Annotated in this window: 17 protein-coding genes; 11 read left to right on the forward strand and 6 right to left on the reverse strand. The window is 49.8% G+C overall.

The annotated features are described in order from the left end of the window. Positions 1 to 34: 34 nt before the first annotated feature. Positions 35 to 826, reverse strand: coding sequence for a tRNA (N6-threonylcarbamoyladenosine(37)-N6)-methyltransferase TrmO (tsaA, locus tag LMG33818_RS05780; RefSeq protein WP_442322417.1), 792 nt, complete (start codon positions 824 to 826; stop codon positions 35 to 37). Positions 827 to 1104: 278 nt separating this feature from the next. Between tsaA and LMG33818_RS05785 the strand changes: the two genes are divergently transcribed. The 3 genes from LMG33818_RS05785 to LMG33818_RS05795 all read left to right on the forward strand — a co-directional run bounded on the left by LMG33818_RS05785 (position 1105) and on the right by LMG33818_RS05795 (position 3310). Continuing rightward, positions 1105 to 1593, forward strand: a complete 489-nt coding sequence (locus LMG33818_RS05785; RefSeq protein ID WP_442322418.1) for a hypothetical protein — start codon at positions 1105 to 1107, stop codon at positions 1591 to 1593. 157 nt (positions 1594 to 1750) lie between these two features. Beyond that, complete coding sequence (locus tag LMG33818_RS05790) at positions 1751 to 2308, forward strand: cysteine hydrolase family protein (protein ID WP_442322419.1); 558 nt, start codon at positions 1751 to 1753, stop codon at positions 2306 to 2308. Then, positions 2309 to 3310: a GlxA family transcriptional regulator gene (locus tag LMG33818_RS05795; RefSeq protein WP_442322420.1), complete on the forward strand. Its 1002-nt coding sequence runs from the start codon at positions 2309 to 2311 to the stop codon at positions 3308 to 3310. It begins immediately after the preceding gene. 79 nt (positions 3311 to 3389) lie between these two features. On the opposite strand, the gene ddlA is transcribed toward LMG33818_RS05795, so the two are convergent. Both ddlA and LMG33818_RS05805 read right to left on the reverse strand, forming a co-directional pair. Then, on the reverse strand, positions 3390 to 4505 hold the full coding sequence (gene ddlA, locus LMG33818_RS05800; RefSeq protein WP_442322421.1) for a D-alanine--D-alanine ligase: 1116 nt from the start codon (positions 4503 to 4505) through the stop codon (positions 3390 to 3392). Positions 4506 to 4610: 105 nt separating this feature from the next. Next, positions 4611 to 5237 (reverse strand): glutathione S-transferase family protein, encoded by a 627-nt coding sequence (locus LMG33818_RS05805; RefSeq protein WP_442322422.1) that lies wholly within the window; start codon positions 5235 to 5237, stop codon positions 4611 to 4613. A gap of 988 nt (positions 5238 to 6225) precedes the next feature. On the opposite strand from LMG33818_RS05805, the gene aceE reads away from it, so the two are divergent. The 6 genes from aceE (at position 6226) to LMG33818_RS05835 (ending at position 14341) form a co-directional block, all read left to right on the forward strand. Continuing rightward, entirely contained in the window at positions 6226 to 8904 is a 2679-nt protein-coding gene (gene aceE / locus LMG33818_RS05810) for a pyruvate dehydrogenase (acetyl-transferring), homodimeric type (protein WP_442322423.1), read from the forward strand. A gap of 192 nt (positions 8905 to 9096) precedes the next feature. After that, positions 9097 to 11178: a dihydrolipoyllysine-residue acetyltransferase gene (aceF, locus tag LMG33818_RS05815; protein ID WP_442322424.1), complete on the forward strand. Its 2082-nt coding sequence runs from the start codon at positions 9097 to 9099 to the stop codon at positions 11176 to 11178. Positions 11179 to 11511: 333 nt separating this feature from the next. Next, the gene (gene adk / locus LMG33818_RS05820; protein WP_442322425.1) at positions 11512 to 12168 is read left to right on the forward strand and encodes an adenylate kinase; all 657 of its coding nucleotides are present in this window, start codon (positions 11512 to 11514) and stop codon (positions 12166 to 12168) included. A 7-nt stretch (positions 12169 to 12175) separates the two neighbouring features. Beyond that, positions 12176 to 12919, forward strand: a complete 744-nt coding sequence (gene tsaB / locus LMG33818_RS05825; RefSeq protein ID WP_442322426.1) for a tRNA (adenosine(37)-N6)-threonylcarbamoyltransferase complex dimerization subunit type 1 TsaB — start codon at positions 12176 to 12178, stop codon at positions 12917 to 12919. A gap of 4 nt (positions 12920 to 12923) precedes the next feature. Beyond that, a complete protein-coding gene (locus tag LMG33818_RS05830) occupies positions 12924 to 13634 on the forward strand; it encodes a class I SAM-dependent methyltransferase (protein WP_442322427.1) in 711 nt (236 codons plus the stop codon). Between the two features lie 296 nt (positions 13635 to 13930). Then, a complete protein-coding gene (locus tag LMG33818_RS05835; protein ID WP_442322428.1) occupies positions 13931 to 14341 on the forward strand; it encodes a hypothetical protein in 411 nt (136 codons plus the stop codon). 343 nt (positions 14342 to 14684) lie between these two features. Here the strand turns inward: LMG33818_RS05835 and LMG33818_RS05840 are convergent, their stop codons facing one another. Both LMG33818_RS05840 and LMG33818_RS05845 read right to left on the reverse strand, forming a co-directional pair. Then, on the reverse strand, positions 14685 to 16817 hold the full coding sequence (locus LMG33818_RS05840) for a TonB-dependent receptor family protein (protein ID WP_442322429.1): 2133 nt from the start codon (positions 16815 to 16817) through the stop codon (positions 14685 to 14687). Positions 16818 to 17067: 250 nt separating this feature from the next. Next, entirely contained in the window at positions 17068 to 17742 is a 675-nt protein-coding gene (locus LMG33818_RS05845) for a YecA/YgfB family protein (RefSeq protein ID WP_442322430.1), read from the reverse strand. A gap of 112 nt (positions 17743 to 17854) precedes the next feature. On the opposite strand from LMG33818_RS05845, the gene LMG33818_RS05850 reads away from it, so the two are divergent. Beyond that, positions 17855 to 18454 carry a SprT family zinc-dependent metalloprotease gene (locus LMG33818_RS05850; RefSeq protein ID WP_442322431.1) on the forward strand — a complete coding sequence of 200 codons (600 nt, stop codon included), beginning with the start codon at positions 17855 to 17857 and terminating at the stop codon, positions 18452 to 18454. A 463-nt stretch (positions 18455 to 18917) separates the two neighbouring features. Then, the gene (locus LMG33818_RS05855) at positions 18918 to 19583 is read left to right on the forward strand and encodes a response regulator (RefSeq protein ID WP_442322432.1); all 666 of its coding nucleotides are present in this window, start codon (positions 18918 to 18920) and stop codon (positions 19581 to 19583) included. A gap of 144 nt (positions 19584 to 19727) precedes the next feature. On the opposite strand, the gene LMG33818_RS05860 is transcribed toward LMG33818_RS05855, so the two are convergent. Further along, positions 19728 to 23705, reverse strand: coding sequence for a hybrid sensor histidine kinase/response regulator (locus LMG33818_RS05860; protein WP_442322433.1), 3978 nt, complete (start codon positions 23703 to 23705; stop codon positions 19728 to 19730). Between the last annotated feature and the right edge of the window lie 295 nt (positions 23706 to 24000).

A 24000-nucleotide genomic window follows, 5' to 3' on the forward strand; every position in this document is an offset into this window, starting at 1 on the left:
GCGCCCAATTCTGCCAGGACAGAGGGCGCCTTTTTCATTTTTCATGAGATGAAAAGCTCTCTATATCCACCACTTCGATCGTCAGAGTGGTGCCTTTCATTATTGCCCTGAAGCGGATGTCCTTGTCTACAAGCCGTACGCCGTAAATTCTTTCTTGATGGTGACTATCATCTGGCTGTGCTTTACATGCTCCAGCTTCATTCTTCTTTTGTGTTTTCGCTGTAGAACTTGATGTTCGATGATAGGCCGGGCGTGGATCCTGTGCCAATACTTCCACAATCAAGGCTTTTAAGGTGAGGGCATTTGTATCTCTTGCCAGTTGTTGGGCCGCTTTTTCTGAAAAGATTACGGGTAGCCGGGGCGGTGGCTTGGGTGCCCAGTCTGAATGTGCATCAGGTATGCTCTCGGCCCATGGTAGGTAGGGTTTGATATCGATGACGGGTGTACCGTTGACTAAATCATGTCCACGAATCCGTAGGCGTACACCGTTGCGTGTATCAGTGCCAATCAGTTCGACGAGGGATTGGCCCAAACGATTGGGACGATGCGTTGAGCGAGAGGCAAATACCCCCACTTTTTGGTTACCGCCCAACCTGGGAGGGCGGACGAGAGGGCGCCACTGGGTGGGACTCAAATGGAAAAGGAATGTGACCCATAAATGGCTATATGCCTCTATTCCCCTGATAGCATCTGCCTGCGCATATTCGTGAGCCAGCACGATCTCGGCCGTGGCAGAGGGGGCTAGGCCGGGTTGGCGTGGAATTCCGAATTTATCAGGATAGCATCCCTCGACATAGCCAATGGGGTCCAGAGTAAGTGCTGTCATGCAGTGAAATTTCCAGAAGCTAAATCGTTTGATGGGGAGGAACAATTTTATAATGGGAGATGTCGAATCGGTTTTGAGCGAAAACAGGTGAATGACGCCGTGTGTCGCGTTTGGTGATAACCTTTACCTTAAAATGTAGGTGTTAGCCCTGATTTTGCAGTGTTTCTCCGTTCAATTTATCATGCTCAGCCAGTGGGCAAGCTTTTTGATTTTATCACTGCTTATATCGTAACTGAATCTGATCGTTTTTGTTTTTGATCCCTGAATGAGACCTTTTCATGCCACAGACCTCTTCCCAGTCGACTTCCCCGGCTTCCCGACATGTACATCGACTGAGGGATGAATTTTTCAATGAACCCCAACGTAATCTATATACACTCGCATTGGGCTTTATAGTCATTGTGGCTGCCATTCTCACGATGATCTACTTTTCGGTGGAACATCATTCGCTCACCAATGGGCTACCAATTCTAATACTCATGATCATTTGGGCGCTCATCATGGGTATTCATTTACTTCGTCGCAAACGCAGTAATCCTGTCTTACGGCTTGAAAAATCACGCCTTCGCTATTTCGGAGGAATGATATTAGCGCCACGTTTGATAAGCATCGATTATGATGAGATCAAGTCAATTGAAAAGGGGCGGAATGGCAGCGCTGTTCGTTTGAGATTGAAAGAGAAAGGTAGGGTAAGAACGATTCCTATCGGCATGCTGCCTCGGGTAGAGCGTGATCGCTTTGTGGCATCTTTGAAGGAGCGGGTGTAACGAAAACTCTTTTCAAGGGTGAATGCGCGTTAAAAAACGTGTTATTCAACGATGACCATGTCCGGATATATCCGATTTGGCTCTCCTTTCACCCTCCAAGGGATTGTATAAAGCGAATACAGTTGGAAGCACTTCTAATTTGACTGGAGATTCCAACATGTATCCATCTTCATCTGCACTATTGCTCGTCGACGTTCAGCGTTCCTTTTTCTACTCGCCATACTGGCAATCAGATCACTTTCCTACGTTTAAACGCAATCTTCGTTCTCTGTTGGATGCCGCAGGGAATGTTGGGATACCACTCGTACGTATTCTACATAGTGAACCGAATAGCAATGGGCCTTTTGATCCCGTGTCAGGACACGTTGTGGCGATGGAAGAATTCGAGGACGCTGCTGACCTGCTCATTTACAAGCATGCCCACAATGCCTTTACCGGAACTGTTCTGGAAACATGGCTTCGTGAAAAGGGGATAAACCACCTATACATATGTGGCATTCGAACAGAGCAATGCTGTGAGACAACCACACGCGTTGCGAGTGATCTCGGCTTTACCGTCAGTTTTGTACTGGATGCGACACTAACGTTTGATATGTCTGTACTAGGAATTGATCTATCTGCTCAGGAAATTATCGCGAGAACGGCTGTTGTGCTCGATGGTCGTTTTGCAGAGGTGACATCCGTTGAGTCTTGCCTGAATAAATGGAGGCAATGAGTGATCCAATCCAGACCTGTCGTCGTCAAGGTGGTTGTTCAATCCGGTATTGTTCCGCTGGATCTGGTGGGACCATGTCAGGTATTGGAGAGTGCCAATCGTCTTGTTGATAGCGATCCACGCTTTTTCGGAATACCTCCCTTTCAAGTGGAATATATAGGTCCTTGCCCTGAAATAGAGTGGTGGGGAGGCTTGAATCTCTCTGGTATAGCGCCTTTACCTGATAGTTTGGATGATACGGATCTTCTATTGCTGCCAGGATTATATAGTAATGAGTCCCCTCATCCTGAAGTGGTAGGTTGGCTTGAAAACAAAGCCTTGAATGCACGAACTTGCATGGCTGTGTGCTCCGGTGCAATACAATTGGCTTTGGCGGGGCTATTGCGAGAACGTTCTGCAACAACACATCATTCCCTCTTTGAAATGTTGAAGAACATCGATCCAACTATCGATGTCAAACGAGGGAGTATTTATGTGGCGGACGGTAATATTATTACCAGTGCGGGTATATCAACAGGTATTGATACCCTATTAAATTGGGCAACGCATGTTGTCGGTAATGAGCTGGCCATTGCGATTGCCAGAGACCTGGTGTTGCCGTTGCGCAGAAGCAGTGATTTTCCCCAGCTAAGTTCGTGGCTTACAGGGCGCCAACATGCCGATAAAGCCGTTCATCTTGCTCAAAATCTAATCTCCATGAGTCCTGAGCGTTGCTGGACGATGTCACTATTATCAGAAAGAGTTGCGTTAGGGCCGCGCCAACTTTCGAGACGTTTTCGTGCTCATACGGGTTTGACCATTGGTGAGTATTATCGGCAAATTAGAATTGATCGCGCCACGATGTTGCTCAAGGAAACCACTATGCCAATTTCCCTGATTGCAGAAGCCCTGGGTTTTGGAGATGAGCGTCATTTCAGGCGGTTGTGGCAAAAAGAGAAAGGCATGAGTCCTGCCAGATGGAGGAAAAGAAACGCGTCTTTGAATGCGCAATCATATTTGTAGATAATTGCTTTAAAAAAGCCCCCGCACTCTTTACGAATGCAAGGGCTTTCGAGAATATGACGACAGTCAGTCAGTTGAATTATTCACTCGCTACATCATTGGCATTGCTGCGCATCTCACCCTCAACGGCATGATTTTCAATGGCCAGGTCAATGAGTCGGGTCAGCAATGGGGTATAGGAGAGGCCTGTCGCTTCCCAGAGCTTCGGATACATACTGATCCGTGTGAAACCGGGCAGAGTGTTGATTTCATTGACAATAACCTGACCTTCCGGTGTCAGGAAAACATCTACCCGTGCGAGCCCCAGACATTCCAGTACGTTGAAAGCCTTGAGCGCCGTTTGGCGGATCGCATCGGACTCTCGTTGGGTGATATTGGCAGGAATATCGACACTGGCCCCTGTTTGACTGATATATTTTGTGTCATATGAGTAGAATTCATCACTCAGGATAACTTCGCCGCATACGCTGGCTTCTGGTGTTTCATTCCCCAATACCGCGCATTCTATCTCGCGCCCATCAATACCCGTTTCAATCAGTACTTTTCGATCAAAGCGGAACGCGTCGTGAATGGCGGGGAGCAACTCTTCCTTGCTTTTGACTTTACTTACCCCAACCGATGAGCCCTGATTAACCGGCTTGACGAAGAGAGGAAGCCCCAGCTCGGCGATAACAGCATCCAGATCCAGTGTCTTTAATGACGATTTTTTGATGGTAATGAAGGGCGCTACCGCGATACCTGCGTCTCTTAACAGACGTTTGGTTATATCCTTGTCCATACAGGCCGCCGAGCCCAATACCCCTGAGCCTACCTGAGGGATATCCAGTATCTTCAAAAGCCCTTGTAATGAGCCATCTTCCCCTGTAGCGCCATGGACGATGGGGAACGCTACATCAATATTGGCAAAATCGGTTTGATGATCCTGTATCCTTAGCCATTCACCTTCAGGGCGGCCAGGCGCCAATGCCAGTTTATGATCGCTGTCTACCAATGCGATGGTACTTGGGTCATCTGCATTCTGTAGATAATCGGCGGCATCAGATAGCTGCCACTGACCATGGCGATCGATACCAATCAGCACGATCTCATACCGGGAACGGTCGAGCGCGTCATAAATATTACGGGCGGATTGCAGGGATACTTCATGTTCAGTGGATTTGCCACCAAAAATGAGTCCAATTCGAGTTTTAGTCATGATATCGCTTGTCATTAATGGACTTTTGAAGCAAGTTTACACGGCTTGTCGATGTCTTCCCAAGTCTTCTGGCAATAAATTATGAATTCAGGCATATGCTTGCTATCAACTCAATGGCACGTCGACCCACTGTTTGAAATAGGGGCGCTCGTGAAGCCGTCTTAACCATGCTTCCAATGCAGGAAGTGACGGGTGTTCGAGTGAGGGAATCAGGTTCCAACAGGCTACATAAGTCCCGACAGGGATATCTCCCAATCCGAACTCATTGCCACTGAACCAGCGGCTTTGTGCCAATGCTTCATTAACGATAACCATGGCCTGATTAAATTTTTCGCGGGCAGTTTGAATAAGTGCTGCGTTTTGCTCGGAACTGGGTGTTCTGACACATTGCCTGATGAGTGTGCTGTAGTGTGGCATTAGCGTTTGATTGGCCCAGTCCATCCACTTGTCGGCACTGGCACGGGCTTCCAGTGTCGCAGGTGAGAGGGTGGTATGTTCACCGTAACGTGCTACCAGATAGCGAATGATGCTATTGGATTCCCACAGGACAAAACCATCGTCTTCAATACAGGGAATCAGTCCATTTGGATTTTTTGCTTTGAATTCAGGAGTATTCACCACACCGAATTCACCACCCGCATCAATACGATCAAACTCGATACCCAACTCGCTAGCGCACCACAATACTTTCTTTACGTTGACTGAATTGGCTCTCCCCCAAATTTTTAGCATGGTGTCCTCCCTGACATCCTCTAGCCGATGCTACGTGACTCAGCATTTGTTATGTACTCATCGTTTATAGTACACGGAATCAACAGTTGCTCCTGATTTGTACCATGACCATGCCTCTATAGGGTGATGTTGACCGAAGAATTCTCTTTCGTAACATGTTTCGATCCCGGCAACCTGGCTCGCTGAGACTAATGTCTAAGGTGCCAATAGAGTGATAGTTTCTGGTATAAATATGCGGCGGAATATCGGTTGCACGGGCTAAAACATTGGGATCGTGCATATTTTATTGCGTTATTTCATTAGAAACATGGTCGAAAGAGAGGTGCCAGACTGGCAGCGAGCGGTTGATTACGGTATCTTTCCCCGCAATTATTGCTGGATGTGATTCAATGTAGTCGCACTGTGTGCGGTATACTATCTGGCATACGATTGCTGTTATGTCGCTGTTGAATTTGCTGAAATGTCGCACATTCTGTTCTATGCCCTTTCTACGTTAGAGTGATGCCACATTTCTATATTGGAATCCAATGAATCGAATGGCGCCATCCGTATGATGGCATATTCGTAGCTATTCATGGGATAATTCCTGTGTACAGCGGCGGGTTATCCTTGGCGCTTTTCCTGGAAAGCCGTATAGAAAATGTTCAGCCATAGGCGTCAGGTTATAGCTTGTTTGTAGCGGTAGCGACGAATGCATGAGCGTTCCAGTATCGCGCCTGCCGATTATTTCGGACACAATCGAATTTATACGGTGGAAGGGTCTACCTTTCGCCAATAGTGTATTCATGCTTCCAACAGGCTTGGAAGCCAGTATTGAAAACGCCGCTAATAGCGGTACGCGTACTTGATGGGTGTCAGGGCCGGGCATGCTCTCCATCAGTCAGGGTAAAGAAACCTTGCCTTTACAATAGGCAGGTTGCTAACCACTTCTGCGCGTTCACCACGAGTGACAGTGGTATTAGATCCAATTTCCCATTCGGAGACGCCCATGAATTTCGAGGCAACAGAAGACATCGATCCAATTGAAACCCAGGAGTGGCTAGACTCACTGGTTTCAGTGATGGATCGTGAAGGTGATGAGCGTGCTCGCTATCTACTCAGCCGTCTTGCCGATCGTTTGCGCCGTGATGGTATGCGCCCTGCGATCTCTCCCATTACCCCGCATCGCAACACGATTCCAGTCAATCGTGAAGCGCGTATGCCGGGGGACGTTTTTCTGCAACGCAAGATTCGCTCTGCCGTGCGCTGGAATAGCGTGGCACAGGTATTGCGTGCCAATGCCAAGCACAAGGGGTTGGGAGGGCACCTGGCCAGCTTCATGTCCAGTTGTACTCTCTATGAAGTCGGGTTCAATCACTTCTTCCGCGGTAACAAAGGGGAACAGAAGGGCGACATGGTCTATTTTCAGGGCCATATTGCACCGGGCATTTACTCCCGTTCCTACCTCGAAGGTCGCTTGACAGAAGAACAGCTTGATAACTTCCGTCAGGAAGTGGACGGCAATGGCCTTTCTTCCTATCCACACCCTTATTTGATGCCTGATTACTGGCAGTTCCCCACCGTATCCATGGGGCTTGGTCCGCTGACCGCCATTTATCAGGCGCGCATGATGAAATATCTTGATGCACGCGGCATTGAACCGGCAGGTGATCGAAAAGTCTGGGCGTTCCTTGGTGATGGTGAATGCGATGAGGTCGAGACGCTCGGTGCCATTCACGTTGCACGCCGCGAAAATCTGGATAACCTGATTTTTGTCATCAACTGTAACCTTCAACGTCTGGATGGTCCGGTACGTGGTAACGGCCGCATCATGGATGAATTGGAAGGCATGTTCCGTGGTGCCGACTGGAACGTCATCAAGGTGGTATGGGGCGGTTTATGGGATCGCCTCTTCGAAATGGACAAGAAAGGCTATCTACAGCGCACGATGGATAGCACTGTTGATGGTGAATATCAGAGTTACAAGGCGCAGGGCGGTAAATATAGCCGTGAGCATTTCTTCGGCAAGAGCGAAGAAACCCTCAAAATGGTAGAAAACCTTTCTGACGAGGAGATCTACAAGCTCAACCGTGGCGGTCACGATCCGCAGAAAGTTTATGCGGCGTATCATGAGGCCTTCCACAATGCCAATGGTCGACCCACTGTCATTCTTGCGCATACCGTCAAGGGTTATGGCATGGGTGGCGGGCATGGTGAAGCTGAAATGGAAGCGCACCAGGTCAAATCCATGGACAATGATGCGCTCAAGGGCTTCCGCGATCGTTTCGATATCCCTGTGACAGATGAAGAGCTGGCTCAGGGGATGCCTTATTATCGTCCCGAGGCTGACTCACCCGAGATGCGCTATCTGCAGGAACGTCGTGCTGCACTGAATGGCTATTTGCCTGAGCGCGAGGATGATTTCGAGGCGTTGGATATTCCCGCTCTGGATGACAAGATCTTCGCCAGCCAGACAAAAGGCACGGGTGAGCGTGAAATCTCTACCACGATGTCGTTCGTCCGTATTCTGCATGGCTTGCTCAAGGATAAAACGCTGGGTAAACGCGTTGTCCCCATCGTGCCAGATGAGTCACGTACGTTCGGGATGGAAGGGCTATTCCGTCAGGTCGGTATCTATGCCAATGAAGGGCAGAAGTACGAACCTGAAGACGCCGGTCAGATCATGTATTACCGTGAAGACCGTCAGGGGCAGATTCTTCAGGAAGGGATCAACGAAGCGGGCGCCATGTCGTCGTGGATCGCGGCTTCGACAGCCTATTCCAATTACGGTGAGCCACTCCTGCCATTCTACATCTACTACTCCATGTTCGGTTTCCAGCGTATTGGGGATCTCGCCTGGGCAGCGGGTGATATGCAGGCACGGGGCTTCCTGTTGGGCGGCACCGCTGGGCGTACGACATTGAATGGCGAGGGTCTGCAGCATCAGGACGGTCATAGTCTTGTGCTGGCCAGTACAATTCCCAACTGCCGTGCCTATGATCCGACTTATGCGCATGAAGTGGCTGTTATTGTACGTGATGGCCTCAAGCGGATGTATCAGGACAAGGAAAACTGCTTCTACTACCTGACACTGATGAACGAAAACTATGTTCATCCTGAAATTCCAGAAGGGAGTGAAGAGGGCATTATTCGGGGAATGTACCTGCTGAATGAGGCTACAGATAATGACGCTCCACGTGTTCAGCTGCTGGGCTCGGGTACCATTTTGCGTGAAGTGGAAGCGGCGGCAGAGCTGTTACATAATGATTTCAATGTGGCCGCTGATATCTGGAGTGTGACCAGCTTCAATGAATTACGTCGTGAGGCTTTGGCGTTGGATCGTCAGGCATTCCTTAATGTTGAAGAAGAGCCTGCCAAGCCCTGGGTAACGCAGTGTCTGGAAGGGCGAGAAGGCCCGGTCATCGCCAGTACCGATTACATGAAGCTTTATGCCGATTCTGTACGGGCATGGGTACCGGCCGACTATCACGTATTGGGCACTGATGGCTTCGGTCGTTCTGATACACGTGAAAAACTCCGTCATTTCTTTGAAGTCAATCGCTATTTTGTCGTGATCATGGCACTCAAGGCACTGGCTGATCAGGGTAAACTTGAGCGTCGTGTTGTGAAGGAAGCGATTGACAAGTACGGTATCGACCCCAGCAAACCTGACCCTCTGTATGTATAAGTAGTCGATATGAGGTGCATGTAGGAGCGGTTCGATTCAAATACATGCCCTGTGCATATCCACGACGCATATCAGGAGCATTCACGTGTGAAACTGTCAGGGTGAGTCATGGTTGTTTCACACGTATGCGATTTGCATACAAGGTTAATGACCCATTCAGCGAGAGTATGAGCTGATGAGAGGAGCGCTAAGTTGAGCAGCGAAATCATCAAGGTACCCGATATCGGGTCCGACGAGGCAGTCGAAATTATTGAAGTCTCGGTAAAAGAAGGCGATGAGGTATCCGCGGAAGATACCCTTATTACCCTTGAGTCCGACAAGGCCTCCATGGACATTCCTGCTCCCAAGGGTGGCAAGGTCAAGCGTTTGCTGGTTGCCGAAGGGGATAAGGTATCCACAGGTGACAGCATTGTCGAACTGGAAACTGATGCCAGTGAAAGTAGCGAACAGCGTGATGAATCTACTACTGCTGCTTCCGAGGCTTCCTCCAGGGAAGAGCCCACACAGGCAGAAACATCTGCGACAACTCAGCCTACATCCAAATCGGCTTCCACGAGCAGCGAGATTGATATTGTTGTCCCTGATATCGGCGATGAGGCGGCTGAGGTAATTGAAGTCGCGGTTTCTGCTGGAGCGGATATCGATGCTGAGGATACGCTGATCACTTTGGAGTCCGATAAGGCCTCCATGGATATCCCCAGTCCTGTTCAGGGGCATATCACGGCCATTACCGTCAAGGAAGGGGACAAGGTTTCCACTGGGGACGTGATTGGTCGTATGAAAGTTGCAGGCGATGAAACGTCTTCAGCAGTTGATTCGCAACCGGCTGGAGAAAGTCCGTCGTCTTCATCTGAAACTGCGGCAGGTGCTGTCTCTGAAGCTCCAACCACATCCGCACAGGCATCTTCCAGCGGAAAGGCCTCGGGAACAGAAACCAGGGAGCTTCGTGTCCCTGATATTGGCAGTGACGATGCAGTACCTGTGATCGAGGTAGCAGTCAGCGAAGGGGACTCACTGGAAGAAGAAGCCACCTTGCTCACACTGGAATCTGACAAGGCCTCCATGGATATTCCCAGTCCATATGCAGGCAAAGTGGTTTCTGTCGCTGTGAAGGAAGGGGATTCACTCAAGCAAGGCGATTTGATTGGTACGATCGAAGTCACGACGAGCGCACCGGCCGAGTCGAAAGCACAGCCGCAAGCAACGCCTGTCTCTGAAACGCAAAATGCTTCTACTGCTGCGTCAGCCCGTCAGTCCTCGGATGCTTCTGCCCAGCAGCGTGCTGCACGTGATGGATTCGAGCCCAGTACCGAGTCATTGAGTGAAGAGCAACGCAGCACACGTTCCAGTGTGCATGCCGGCCCAGCTGCTCGCCTATTGGGACGTGAACTTGGCGTTGATCTGACGAAAGTCACACCTACCGGCCCTCGCGGACGTGTTCTGAAAGAAGATATTCAGTCATACGTCAAGCAGGCATTGAAAACCGCACAGAGTGGTCAGTCAACGGCGGGTTCGGCTGCTTCTGGTGCAACGGGGGCGGGTATTCCGCCGATCCCGGCTGTCGATTTCTCTCAATTCGGTGAAATTGAAGAGAAGCCCATGGGCCGTTTGCTCAAGGCGGGGGCAACCAATCTGCATCGTAGCTGGCTGAATGTGCCACATGTGACGCAGTTTGATGAAGCCGATGTGACTGAGATGGAAGCATTCCGTCGTTCTGTCAAGGAAGAAGCTTTCCGTGAAGGAGCGAAGCTGACGCCGCTTCCTTTCATGATCAAGGCGGTGGCTTATGCGTTGAAAAAATTCCCGCAGTTCAATGTGTCACTACACCCTGAGGGTGACAAACTGATCTGGAAGAAGTACGTCAATATCGGTATTGCCGTTGATACTCCCGATGGTTTGATGGTGCCGGTGCTGCGTGATGCCGACAAGAAGAGCGTGATCGAGATTGCTATCGAATTTGCTGATCTTGCCAAACGGGCGCAGTCCAAGAAGCTGAAGCGTGAAGAAATGCAGGGGGGATGTTTTACCATCTCAAGCCTGGGGTCCATCGGAGGTACCGCCTTTACGCCAATCGTTAATGCACCTGAAGTGGCTATTCTGGGCATTTCACGGTCGCAAATGAAACCGGTCTGGAATGGTTCCGAGTTCAAGCCTCGCCTGATGATGCCGTTGAGCCTCTCGTATGATCACCGTGCCTTGAATGGTGCGGATGCAGCTCGATTCACGGCGTATCTTGCAACGCTGCTGAGTGATATTCGTCGTTTGACGCTGTAATACGCTCGCCACTCTCGCCACTATAGGGGCTGCCTAACCAGCCATAGAGTGATCACACCCTCCATTCATCTTGTTATATACAAGGTGAGTGGGGGGTGTTTTAGTTGCATGCCGCTATACGGAGTGTGGCGTATTACTGGGGGCGGTCAGGCCTTTATTTATTGCCAAAGCAGACGCACTGTTTTATTTAATTGCCAATGGCGCGCGTGTCATGAATTCGATGCAGATGTACAAGCGAAATTAATTGACTGTGACTGCCAGAAGTTCGTTGAAAACGTTATACTATGTGCTTTCACTATTCATACCAATCAGTTGATCAAGGAGCGCAGAGCGATGCGTTTGATTTTGTTGGGCGCCCCCGGTGCCGGTAAAGGTACGCAGGCCAAATTCATCTGTGAGCGCTTTTCCATTCCCCAGATTTCCACAGGCGACATGCTTCGTGCAGCTATCAAGGAAGGGAGCGAGCTTGGCCGTCAGGTAGAGCAGGTCATGAAAGAGGGTAAATTGGTCTCCGATGATCTGATTGTGGCGCTGGTAGAGGAACGTATTCGCCAACCGGATGCTCACAATGGCTTCCTTCTGGATGGATTCCCCAGAACCATTCCTCAGGCTGATGCGTTAAAACAGGCAGGTGTTCGCATTGATCATGTCGTCGAAATTGACGTCCCTGATGAAGAGATCGTGAAACGCCTTTCCGGTCGTCGCGTGCATCCTGACTCGGGTCGCGTTTATCACGTTGTCTATAATCCTCCACGCGAAGAAGGCATCGACAACGAAAGTGGTGAAGCTCTGATCCAACGCGACGATGACAAGCCGGACACCATTCGTAAACGTCTCGAGCAGTACCATGAGCAAACCGAGCCATTGGTTGGGTACTACAAGCAATGGTCAAAAGAGGCGCCTGAGCTTGCACCCAACTATATCCACGTCAATGGGGTAGGAGCACTGGATGCCATTCGTGCTCAACTTGTAGAAGCGCTGGAAGGCTAATCGCTGTATGAGCCTCACGCATATTCTTGCTTTGGATGCTTCCTCGCAGGCATGTTCGGTAGCGCTATGGTCGGGTACTCCGGAAGGGCAGATCTCCATGGTGCACCGTTGGGCGTTGGTGCCACGGCAGCATACCCAAAAGCTGCTGCCCATGGTGGATGAAGTCCTGAATGAAGCCGGTTGCAGGCTTAAGGAGGTAGATGCCTTTGCCTATGGGCACGGCCCCGGTTCCTTCACAGGTATTAGGGTTGCTTCGGGAATCGTACAAGGGCTGGCGATGGGGGCTAACAAGCCCCTGTTGGGTGTTTCGACATTGGAAGCGTTAGCATTGCAGGGGGCTGAAGAACTCCGGCAGCATCATCCCGCAGTTGATGGTCTACAGGTATTGGCGGCACTGGATGCCCGAATGGGTGAGCTGTACGTTGCCCCGTATCGGGTCAAGGCCGTGAATGGATGGATAACACCAGAGCCGTTGGATGAAGAACGTGTCCTCAAACCTGATACGCTGATTCTCCCAGAGGGGGAATACAGGGGGATAGGGGCCGGTTTGAATTACCTTGCTGACTTTCCCCATACTGCCCGTGAGCGCATCGTATCGGTAAATCCGACCGCTGAGCCAGATGCGTACTACATCTCCCTGTTGGCCGCGCAACGTTATTTTGCAGGGGAGGCCCGTCCTCCTGAAGAGGTCCAGCCTGTCTATCTGCGTAACAACGTGGCCTCTCGGTCCACCCGTGACCCGCTAGGCTGATCCCATGCCTGCTTCCCATACTATGTCTGTAAAAGCGCCCTACCACCTTGAGGAGACACCCGAAGGATTGGTGCTGATGTCGGATGATGCCGGTATGGGATCACCCTTACGAGTGGATTTTGTTTCAGGCAGGGCGCTCCATCGACGTAAATTTGGGGGTGGCAAAGGGCAATTAATCGCAAAGGCGTGTGGTTTCAAACCAGGTATCGTTCCCAATATCATTGATGCGACGGCTGGATTAGGTCGAGATGCCTTTGTTTTGGCAACATTGGGTGCCGAAGTATTGATGATCGAACGAGTACCTGTTATTGCGGCGCTGTTGGCAGATGGCTTGAAACGTGCTCAAGTGGATGAGGAAACGGCCGATATTGCAGCACGAATGGTACTTCGTCAGGGGAATGCAGTGACGGATATGGCAACGCTTGTTGCCAGTAGCCCTGTTCCCCCGGAAGTGATTCATCTTGATCCAATGTTTCCCCACCGGACGAAGAGTGCACTGGTCAAGAAAGAGATGCGTATATTTCGGGATCTGGCGGGCGCAGATGATGATGCCCACTTGTTATTGGAAGCCGCATTGGATGTAGCGACACATCGTGTCGTAGTCAAGCGGCCTAAAGGCGCACCTCCCATCGGAGGAAGGGCACCCAATCATATTATCGAAGAGAAAAACAGCCGCTACGATCTTTATGTTCATCGTGCGCTCTCACGCGTTTAATATGTATTTTCATGAATCATGATTTATGATTCGATCAAGCGGATCGAAGTTGTTTGAGCTGACCACATATTGGCATTACCAAATATGAATATAACGTGCATATGGCGTAATGCGAGGCTTTCCTATTGTTACATTACGGCTGTAACTTTTTGATTATAAAGTGTTTTAATGTTTTTTCGCGTGCTATATAAATTGCCTCTCCATTATATTGAATAATGCCATATATTCACTTCTTAAATTAAATGTTAAATTGAGCGTCCTTGGAACTTTCATTATTAAAATCATGGAGCGTCATTATGAAACGCATCGTATGCGCAGCAGCTATTGCACTTGCCTTTGGATCTTCTGCAGCGATGGCCTGCCCTGCAGGCACTCATCTGGTAGGCGGCACTAACTCTCACCACAAAGGCGGCTATTGCACGACTTCCGCTTCCGGAGCCAAATCCAGCGCTTCTCATCGTGCTCATCGCACTGAAGAACGTGCAAAGAGCCACGCACGCTCCACTGAAAAAAGTGCAAAAAGCCATGCACGTTCTACCGAAAAGAGCGCAAAAAGCCACGCTCGTTCTACTGAAAAGCACGCAAAGAAAGAAACGTCTCGTCTGAAGCATCGTAGCTCTTCTGCAGCACACCACGCTCGTAAATCTGCTTCCAAAGCCGAGAAATCTGCAAAATCCCATCTTTCCAGCCTGACACATCGTTCATAAGTAATGCTTATAACGTTACGAGAGATCAAATCGTCCTAATTGATCTCTCGTTATGCTGAAAGATTGATTCACCTGGAGGTGAATCCCGCACCCCGCCACTTGAGAGATATCGAGTGGCGGGGTGTTTTATTTTATTAAGAGTTAATGCCCCCTTATCCCCAACGCAACCAGTGATTCAAATAGCGGTCCTTACCCCAACCGGTGTGTTGGAAGGGTGGAATATTCCCTGTGATACAGAATAAAAAATGCCCCATCCAACAGATATGATATCCATTCAATGAGGCGCATTTAGATCAGTACTATTTTATATATCAAACCGCGTATCAAGCGGCATTTTTCTCATTCAAAAACCAAAAGCCACGCTGGCGTAGAATGTGCGCAAAGGCGCTGGTTCGTAATAGCGGCTGTTGGCATCGTTCACCCGGATATTGGAGTAATAATGGTGATTGAAGATGTTATCAAGCCCGGCTGAAAGCGTTAATGCCTGTTCATGCGGTAGTTTGAAGACATAACTTCCACGCAGGTTATAGACCGAGCTGGATTTTATTTTGACGGTATTGGCGTTGTCAGCATACATGTCACTGAGATACTGATTTTCTGCCGTAAGTCTCAGATTATCATGTTGCCAGTTCAGACGAGTGGACCACACGCGCTGGGGCAGGCCGGGCAAGCGGTTATGGCGCTGAATTGTCGTTCCGGCAAGGTTATCACTGAAACGTGCACGCATGTATGAATAATCGGTATCCGCACTAAAGCCTGCGCCCAGGTAGGTACCCACCCCTAGTTCCAGGCCTGTACGCCGTGTCCGCCCCGCATTTTGATAGTAGGTCTGCTCAAAGGCATTATTATAACCGACCAATTCATGTTTCGAGCGGATTGTGTATACATCCACCTGGTAATGTGTTTGCGTTGAGGGGAAGTCGCCACGCATACCGAGCTCATAATTGGTAGCACGCTGGGGCTTGATCGTAGAGTTGAAGCCAGCGTTACCATCTGGGCGAGCAAACTCGGTGAAGGTCGGTGTCTGGAAGGCGGTACCGATAGTGGCATAAGCTGCATGATGCTGCAGATATTGCCATGTGATGCCGTTGGAGTAGCTCCACTGATTGAAGCGGCGCCCTCCGGAGTTGGCCGAGTTTTGCCTGTCATGAATGGTGAGGTGGACATTGTCATAACGGACGCCGCTGGTGAGCGTCCAACGTGGCGCGAGTTTTATATCTGCTTCAGCAAATACACCGGCATCTGTACCGTTTTGTTCCTGATCGCCATTGCGGGGAATTCGTTTCCAGTGAGGCCAGCCATAGAATTTTGCATAGCGGTGGCGGTTGTCTTCCATCCGGGAAACATCTGTTCCCACGATGTAATGCACTGGCAGGCTGACAAGATGAAGATCATTGGCGTAGGTAGCACGTCCACCAAACTCATGGCGCACAAATTCGGGCACATTACCGGAGCCCGTTACTTTTGAGGGGAAGGGGAGTACCTGATAATACTTACGGCGACCGAACCATGTTGTTGCGTTGAGTTGGCCCCCTCCGAGGTCAGTATCTTCATAATGCAAACCGACGATTTGCTGGGATGTTTTGGAACGGGCATCCAATGGCACTGAATTAAAGTTGGACTGGCGGCGGTGGGCTTTCACCTGAGCCAATGTCAAGCCACCCGGATCTTCCGCTCTCGGCGATTCCATCACATTGCCAATAAGCGTCAATGACTGATTGTTCGTGAGTTGATATCCGACCTTACCATTGAACAAATAGCGCTTCACTTCAGAGTGATTACGGTAACCATCCTGCTTCAATGAAGTAAAACCTATACTGTGATTCCACTTTCCGTTTACGCCCGAATGGCTCACATGAAATTGACGCAGTCCATAGCTTCCACCCGTCATGCTAATGTGGCCGCCGGCATTTCTTTCACTCCCATCTGCAGTCGTGTAATTGATAACACCCCCCGCGGCATTTCCGTAAAGGACAGAAGCCGGGCCACGTAGCACCTGAACACTATCAACATCATTCAGATCCAGAGCGTCGATCTGGGACTGACCATCAGGCATGGTATAGGGAATGCCATCGATATTGATGGTAATCCCACGGATCCCGAATGCACTTCGTGCACCGAAGCCCCGCATCGAAATCTTTGGTCCTTGCGCATAGTTTTGATCATTCATCAGGAACACGCCGGGTATTTGACGCAGTGCTTCGTCAGGTTGAATCCCGGGGCCTGCTTCATGGATTTGTTGCGCATTAAGAACACTCACAGCACCCGGCGTGGTCAATAGAGGGCGCTCCAATCGTGTTGCAGTAACCTCGATGGGTGACAGGACCTGTGGTGATCGATCCGCGGGTGCCACCGGTATTTTTCGCTGCTGACTCGCCGAATGAGGGGCGAGTTCAGTACTGACAGTGCTTGCATAACTGTGGTAGGACCATGGCCCCAACGCAATCATGATGAGTGAGAGTTTCTTGTTCATCATTATCCCTTGTTTGTCCCTTGCTACTACTTTGGAGTAGCTATTCCTTGTTAGTTATACTTTTTCAGAAGTCATTTCAAGTAGGCAGCAAAGTCTACTTCTGCTGCTTAAATCATGATGGGCTTTAGATATTGCTTATGGACACGCTATTCATCGACATTCTTTCGTCAATACATTCACGAGTGAAAGGCTGTTCGTGATAGTGTGAGCCTTAACATGAGGGCGCGATATCATGTTGAGGAAAGCTTTGCCCTCAGCGATTTCCGCCACGACGCGTCCCTTTACGAGTGCCCCCTTTTTTTGCATTGGAAGGTCCCTTTTTTTCCTCTGGAGCACGGTAAAGAAGATAGAGATCAAGGCATAGCTCAGGTAATTGGTTAGCCATTTCGGTTGCTTTTTTAGGGGAATTGGCCAATGCCTCCAGGTCGGGGTCTTCATCCGAAAACAAGCAAGAAAGCGCCATGAATGGAAGTAATAACTGTGCGGCCTGTTCTTCTTTGGTGCCAAACCAGGCGTTTTCATCCAGAAAAACAGCTTCCATAAAGCCTGCACACCAGAGGCACACCGGGCTCTCCATTAGCTCATCTTCAACTTCAGGGTCGAAGGGCAGCTCTGGAAGCAATCCTCGCTCAAAGGCTTGAACGGCGTTATTATGCAATTGTTCCAAATAGCCCAGAATTTCGTCTCGTGTCGCATCATCCTTGAATTCGGGTTCTCCATTAAAGAGAATGGAAATCCAGGTGCCGGGTTCTGTTTTGGTGGGTGCGATGGCTAACGCAACCAGAAAACCGTGGGCCCCATATAGATCCAGTGCTTCAGGATCGACCTGATCCGATTCGAGAAAGTCATCGAGTATTTCCAGTACCTCATCATCCACAAGTGGAATCTGGTGTGTATCCTGAGTTTCCGATGATGAAGGCGCATTCATGGGCTTTGTCTCCCGCAAGGTAAATGGTTTCCGGCAATTAACCCGTGACTTTGTTCCAAAGCCTATGGAAACTCACAGTACTTAACTACCTGATGGCACCATTCTATCAAGCATGACAACTTATCAGCACGTTTCCACACAAAATTTCCTGACGCCTTATGCAGAAAAGGATAGCTCATATCTCCAGTCGCTCTCTTTATCTTTACTGCAAAACGCGGTTGAAGAGCAGGTAGAGCGATGTATGCAGCATGCGAAGACATTCTTTCCGACGTTACCCTCTCCATCTGTGTGGTTCGACTTACGCGGCAAGAGTGCCGGTCAGGCACACTTCGGTCGAAAAGGATTGCGCTTCAATATCATTTTGCTGCAACAGCACCCTCTGATTTTTCTGAATCAAGTGGTACCCCATGAAGTAGCGCACTGGGTCGTTCAGTATGGAATCTCACCTCGCGTTGCTCCCCATGGAAAAGAGTGGCGTTATATGATGACGCATCTTTTTGGCATACCCGCCGATGTAACACACCGTATGGATGTTTCCCGCGCCAGTCCATCGCCGTTTCTCTATCAGTGTCAATGTCGTGATGAGCATGGGCAGTTAGTCATGCATGCCTTTACTACAAGGCGCCATAATATGGTTGGAAAAGGGCGACGCTATGTGTGTAAGCGTTGTCGCTCAGAACTGGTCTTTTATAAACATGCACCTGCACCCTGAATATGCTTCGTGATTATCAACCAGTGTTATCAGGTGAAATATTGTATTACCGGGGGGCTTGCTCGTTATCTTCATTTACGAGTAAAGTCCTATGGCGAATTTTTTCAGATGAGTTACCGTGGCAAAAGTGGGAACCATGTTTCCGAAGGTGGTCTCATTCTGATAATAAAATCTGGCTCTATGTTTTTTGTTCCCAACGTTATATGTTAGTGAGCATGGCCTTTTGGTCGGAGTGATTCATCATCATTGGCGTAGGCTTTGCCTAACGGATAAAACGTATAAGGCCGGTATCGCTATATAGCGAAATTATAAATTATATGCATGGCGTTTATATTGATAAGTCGGTATTTCCAACTGGATCAATGCCGCTTGAAACGTCACTATAGCGTTATGATGTTATCAACAGCGATTTCGCATGAGCTGCGTAATCGCCATATTCTCATGCGTGTTGGGAGAGAGCTTTATGGTCTTGGCGCAAAAGTTTATTGTCGCAGACGATCACCCGCTATTTCGTGCAGCGTTGACCCAGGCCCTGGGGAATGTTGTGGAGAAAGCCGAAATTGTTGAGGCCGATACGATGGACGCGACAATGGCCGCCGTTCATCAGCATGTTGATGCAGATCTTATTCTGCTGGACCTGCATATGCCGGGCGCTCATGGTTATTCGGGGTTGATTCAGCTGCGTGGACAGGTGCCGGACATTCCCGTCGTTGTGGTTTCCGGGAGTGAAGAGCCTCATGTGGTACGTCGGGCGCTGGATTACGGTGCCTCTGGTTTTATTCCCAAATCATCTTCCCTTGAAACGATCAGTGAAGCCGTTCGTGCTGTGTTACAAGGTGAAGTTTGGTTACCTACAGGCTTGGCTGAAGCCCTGGGTGAAGCAGATGAGGAAGACGCTCGTTTTGCCGAGGCTATTGCGTCGCTGACGCCTCAGCAGTTCCGAGTATTGAACATGTTGAATGAAGGGCTGCTGAACAAGCAGATTGCCTATGACTTGAATGTGTCTGAAGCGACCATCAAAGCGCATGTGACGGCCATTTTGCGTAAACTGGGTGTGCACTCGCGTACACAGGCCGTTATCGCTGCTCAACGTCTTGAAATTGAGCCACCCAAGGTTGAAGACATTTAAAGCTTGTTCAAGGTGCCTTTAGTGAGAACGGCACTCGTATTACAACGATGATCATTGTGGCCCCATGGCGGGGTTTTCCGTCCGCAAAAGGCATGCTCACCTGGCATGCCTTTTTCTTTTTTGCGGCTTTAGTGAGCAGGATGACTACTGCCTGAATCTTCTCGCATTCCGTTTTGCTTGCAGCAGGCGAGTGAGCAGGGCGCGTAACGACGCCGGACGCAGGGGTTTATTCAGCAAATGGTAGCCGGCCCGGCGCACTAGATCAGCAACTTCCTCTGTTCTATCGGCTGTAACCACGATACCCGGGACTTCTTCCCGAATCTGTTCATTAATCGCTTCAAGCGCCATCAGGCCGGTAATTTCATTGTCGAGATGGTAATCCGCCAAAATGGCATCCGGTACACCATCCAGATTACGTAATACTGACTTCGCCCCGCCAATGGTTGTCGCCGTATAGACCTCGCATTCCCATCCCTCCAGAATGGCTCGCATACCTTCCAGTGTCAGTGTTTCATTATCAATACAAAGAATACGCGTTCCCTTGAGTTTATTTCCCGCCATGGCCCGCTTTTGTTGCGGTGTTTCACGCGTAATGCTTTCTCCCTTGAACCACGGGACCTGAAGAGAAAAAACAGTTCCCTTGCCCAATTGTGAGTGAACCTCCAAGGGATGATTCAACACTTTTGACATACGGTCAGAAATGGAGAGTCCAAGGCCAAGCCCTTTCTCACTTTCCCGATGGCGTGTTTGCTGGTCAAGCCGGCGGAATTCCTGGAAAATTTCGCTCTGTTTGGATTCGGGTATGCCTGGACCTGTATCCCAGACTTCCACGACGATATGCTGTCCGCGGCGACGACAGCCTAGTAAAACTCTGCCTTCCTGAGTGTATCTGAGTGCATTGGAGAGAAAGTTTTGCACGATGCGGCGTAACATTTGTGGATCTGAATCAATCACAGCATGCGTTTCCACAACATGGAATTCGAGTCCGCGTTCTGCGGCCATTACGTCAAACTGTGCCTGAAGAGGACGAAAGATTTCACTCAGGTCAAAGTGTTTACGCTTGGGCGTGAGTGCCCCTGCATCCAGTTTGGAAATATCCAGCAGAGTGCTTAACAGCTCTTCGGCAGACTGTAATGAATTATCGATATGGTTCAGCGTATTCATGTGCTCGCTGCCCACGAACTTTTGTGATAGGGCAGAAGTAAAGAGCCGGGCTGCATTGAGTGGCTGTAATAGGTCATGGCTGGCTGCGGCCAGGAAGCGAGTCTTCGATGCATTGGCCCCTTCGGCTACCAACATGGCCTGACGCAACGCCTGTTCCGCCTGAGCACGCACCGTATTTTCCTGTCGAAGCGCTTCGTTAACAGCGGAGAGTTCCTTGGTTCTTCCACGAACGCGTTCTTCCAGATGCTCATTGGTCTCTTTCAATGCGATTTCAGCCAGACGACGTTCGGTAATATCCTGATAGAGGGCGAAAAAACCCAATACGCGTGCGCCTACACCAAGGTGGGGGGTGTACGTCGCCAGCATGTAGTGAATACTGCCATCCTGATCATCAATCGAGAGCTCATAGTTGACTCGTTCACCTTCCAGTGCACGACGCACCCATGGAGCTCGCACTTTCCAGTCCCGATCAGTCATGACCTCGTCAGCATATTTGCCCATCGCTGACTTTCGATCAATCTGCATGAATGTTTCGTAGGCATGATTGGTAAATAAATAGCGGCACTTGGCATCAAAGTAGGCGATCAATGCAGGTACATTGTCAGTGTAGATGCGGATATTGCTTTCCGATTGCTTGAGCGCTTCTTCCGTTCGTTTCTGATCGGTAATGTCCTGATAGGTATAAACATAGCCACCCCCCGGCATGGGATAGCCCTGAATATCCAGCACGGTGCCATTATGGCGATGGCGTTGTGTATGGTGTGGAGCAGCGGTCTTCAATTCCGACATCAAGTGATTGACATGTTCCTCGACATTGCCGGGGCCATATTCCCCCAGCTCTGCATTGTAGCGAAACACTTTTTCGAAAGGAGTGCCGACACGTATAAGATTATCGGGGAAATCAAACAGCTCAATATAGCGACGGTTCCAGACCACCAGTTTCTGATCATGATCGACCACGCTGATCGCTTGATGAAGGTTTTCGATAGTGGATTGCAACAGCGTTCGATTGAACTCGAGCACCTGCGATGACTCGTCGATAATGGACACAACATCCGAGAGTTCGATCCCCCGGCGGGACAACGCCGAATTAATCACAATGCGTGCAGACGATGCCCCAATGGCTGTTGCCAACAGGCGCTCCGTGAATTGAATGGTATCGAATGTCGCATGTAAATTGATCGGAGGGGAGGTTTGATCACCACTCAAATTCAAGTGTTCGCGGAAGGCGCGGTCCACCTGTTCATCATTAAGGAAACGTTTGCTCAACCCTGTCAGGTCACCAATGGTCGTGGTTCCGGTTGAAGGGCGGTTCAGCGTAGGTTGCAGGCTGGCGCTGTCAACAAAGAGGGAAGCCTGTATCCTTTCGACGACCCTTGGGCGAGTAATCTGTGATATCAGAATATAGAAGAATAGGTTCCAGCCAATTGAGAGTAATACGCCTTGCGTGAAGGGGCTGGAAATATGAATGTTGAAGGGATGAAGCGGGCTCAGCCAACTCAGGCCGAATGGGCCTTGCGTATTGACTGACTCACTGATGACGCCGGCACGGATCAATGTGGGGAGTAGCAGTGTATAGGCCCATAATGCCAACCCTACGGTAATGCCTACGCTCACGCCGTAGCGATTGCCCCGTTTCCAGTAAAGCCCACCAATAAGTGCCGGTGCCAGCTGCGCCAATCCTGCCAATGATAACCAGCCCAATGCCGAAAGTGAGCTGGTACCCCCTGTCAGGCGGTTAACTCCATAAGCCATGGCAATAACCAGTATGATGATGCAACGGCGTATGCGTAAAAGCCAACGAGTATCATTGCCGCTCGTGCGATTGAACCAGCCGAGGTTGTGCATCAATGGGATGATGACCTCGTTGGAAATCATGATGGAAAGAGTCACACTGGCCATGACCACCATACCGCTACCAGCAGCAAATCCACCGATAAAAATGATCAGCCCCAGCCATTTGCTACCCAGCGTGAGGGGCAGGTTGAGGATATAGGTATCAGGATCAATATTGGTTGAGCCATACAGAGCTACCGTCAGATGCAGTACAGGGATAACACAGATGACGGCAATAAGCAGATAGAGCGGAAACAACCATCGGGCTCGGCGATCGTCGGCTTCATTCGTATGTTCGACCACCGTCATATGAAACTGCAAAGGCACGCAGAAGACTGCCAACATGGCCAGTAAAGTCTGTATCCATACACCATGTCCGAAGGGGTGCCCAGACTGGTAATCGATATCCATCGTGGGCATCGGATGATTATTGGCAATCGATAAATGCTCTTTCAAGCCTTCAATGCCATGCGTTCCAATCCATACGGCCACTACTGCAAGGATAATACCGGCAGTTATCTTCAGAATGGACTCGAAAGAGATGGATTGAATAATCCCATCATGGTGCTCAGTCGCATTCGTTTTGCGTGTTCCAAAGAAAATGGCAAACAGCGCCATGAAGAGAGAGAGATATAATGCGTTATCTCCCTTCACTGAAGTGCTGACGAAATCACTTCGAGAGGTAAAAATATTGAAGCTGAGCGACATTGCTTTCAGCTGCAAGGCAATATAGGGAAGAGTGGTCAGAAGCGCAGCCAATCCGCAGAAGGCGGCAAGGGCTTGTGATTTACCGTAGCGTGAGGCGATGAAGTCCGCCAGTGATGTGACATTCTGAAGCTTGGCTACCCGAATCATTTTCTGAATGACGGGCCAAAACAGCATAAAAGTGAGTATTGGCCCCAAAAAGATGGGCAGTTCGCCGTAGCTGTAACGTGCACCTTCGCCGACGGCGCCGAAGAGTGTCCAGGAGGTGCTGTAAACAGCCAGAGCCAGACTATAAACCACGGGGCGACGGTGAATGCCCCCGCGTTGCAATGCCAGGCGATCTCCCATCCATGCGATAGCAAACAAAAGGCCAATGTAGCCCAGTGAAATAACGATCAGTAGCCAGCCTTGAAACATGACACACTCCCTGTTGACGTACACGTGAGTGTAACAGTCTCTTGGCCTAAAAACGTCAGTTTCCACGATAATTGAACATGAATTCACGTGTGTATCCACACGGGCTTTGCGTCAATCCTGGTTGGCAATCGATGTCGGCAGGGAATGCCCTTGAATGAGTCGCCTCTTGTTTGCGATTGAAGACCGGACAGGAACGTGTTGTATTCAGCCTGATTTCGTCACCTCGGGGTTCAGTGGTATCATCTTGCGAATTGCCCTTTTTCCAGCTTTTTCAGTGAAAAACATGCCAACTTCC

It is taken from the genome of Cernens ardua (assembly GCF_051251085.1).
Lineage (GTDB): Bacteria > Pseudomonadota > Gammaproteobacteria > Pseudomonadales > Halomonadaceae > Cernens > Cernens ardua.

Bases quoted from the DNA above. Each gene is read 5' to 3' on its own strand.
- ddlA (WP_442322421.1), bottom strand. From the start codon at position 4,505: ATGACTAAAACTCGAATTGGACTCATTTTTGGTGGCAAATCCACTGAA.
- tsaA (WP_442322417.1), bottom strand. From the start codon at position 826: ATGACAGCACTTACTCTGGACCCCATTGGCTATGTCGAGGGATGCTAT.
- LMG33818_RS05850 (WP_442322431.1), top strand. From the start codon at position 17,855: ATGACAACTTATCAGCACGTTTCCACACAAAATTTCCTGACGCCTTAT.
- LMG33818_RS05790 (WP_442322419.1), top strand. From the start codon at position 1,751: ATGTATCCATCTTCATCTGCACTATTGCTCGTCGACGTTCAGCGTTCC.
- LMG33818_RS05805 (WP_442322422.1), bottom strand. From the start codon at position 5,237: ATGCTAAAAATTTGGGGGAGAGCCAATTCAGTCAACGTAAAGAAAGTA.
- LMG33818_RS05840 (WP_442322429.1), bottom strand. From the start codon at position 16,817: ATGATGAACAAGAAACTCTCACTCATCATGATTGCGTTGGGGCCATGG.
- LMG33818_RS05785 (WP_442322418.1), top strand. From the start codon at position 1,105: ATGCCACAGACCTCTTCCCAGTCGACTTCCCCGGCTTCCCGACATGTA.
- LMG33818_RS05845 (WP_442322430.1), bottom strand. From the start codon at position 17,742: ATGAATGCGCCTTCATCATCGGAAACTCAGGATACACACCAGATTCCA.
- LMG33818_RS05860 (WP_442322433.1), bottom strand. From the start codon at position 23,705: ATGTTTCAAGGCTGGCTACTGATCGTTATTTCACTGGGCTACATTGGC.
- aceE (WP_442322423.1), top strand. From the start codon at position 6,226: ATGAATTTCGAGGCAACAGAAGACATCGATCCAATTGAAACCCAGGAG.
- LMG33818_RS05835 (WP_442322428.1), top strand. From the start codon at position 13,931: ATGAAACGCATCGTATGCGCAGCAGCTATTGCACTTGCCTTTGGATCT.
- LMG33818_RS05830 (WP_442322427.1), top strand. From the start codon at position 12,924: ATGCCTGCTTCCCATACTATGTCTGTAAAAGCGCCCTACCACCTTGAG.
- tsaB (WP_442322426.1), top strand. From the start codon at position 12,176: ATGAGCCTCACGCATATTCTTGCTTTGGATGCTTCCTCGCAGGCATGT.
- adk (WP_442322425.1), top strand. From the start codon at position 11,512: ATGCGTTTGATTTTGTTGGGCGCCCCCGGTGCCGGTAAAGGTACGCAG.
- LMG33818_RS05855 (WP_442322432.1), top strand. From the start codon at position 18,918: ATGGTCTTGGCGCAAAAGTTTATTGTCGCAGACGATCACCCGCTATTT.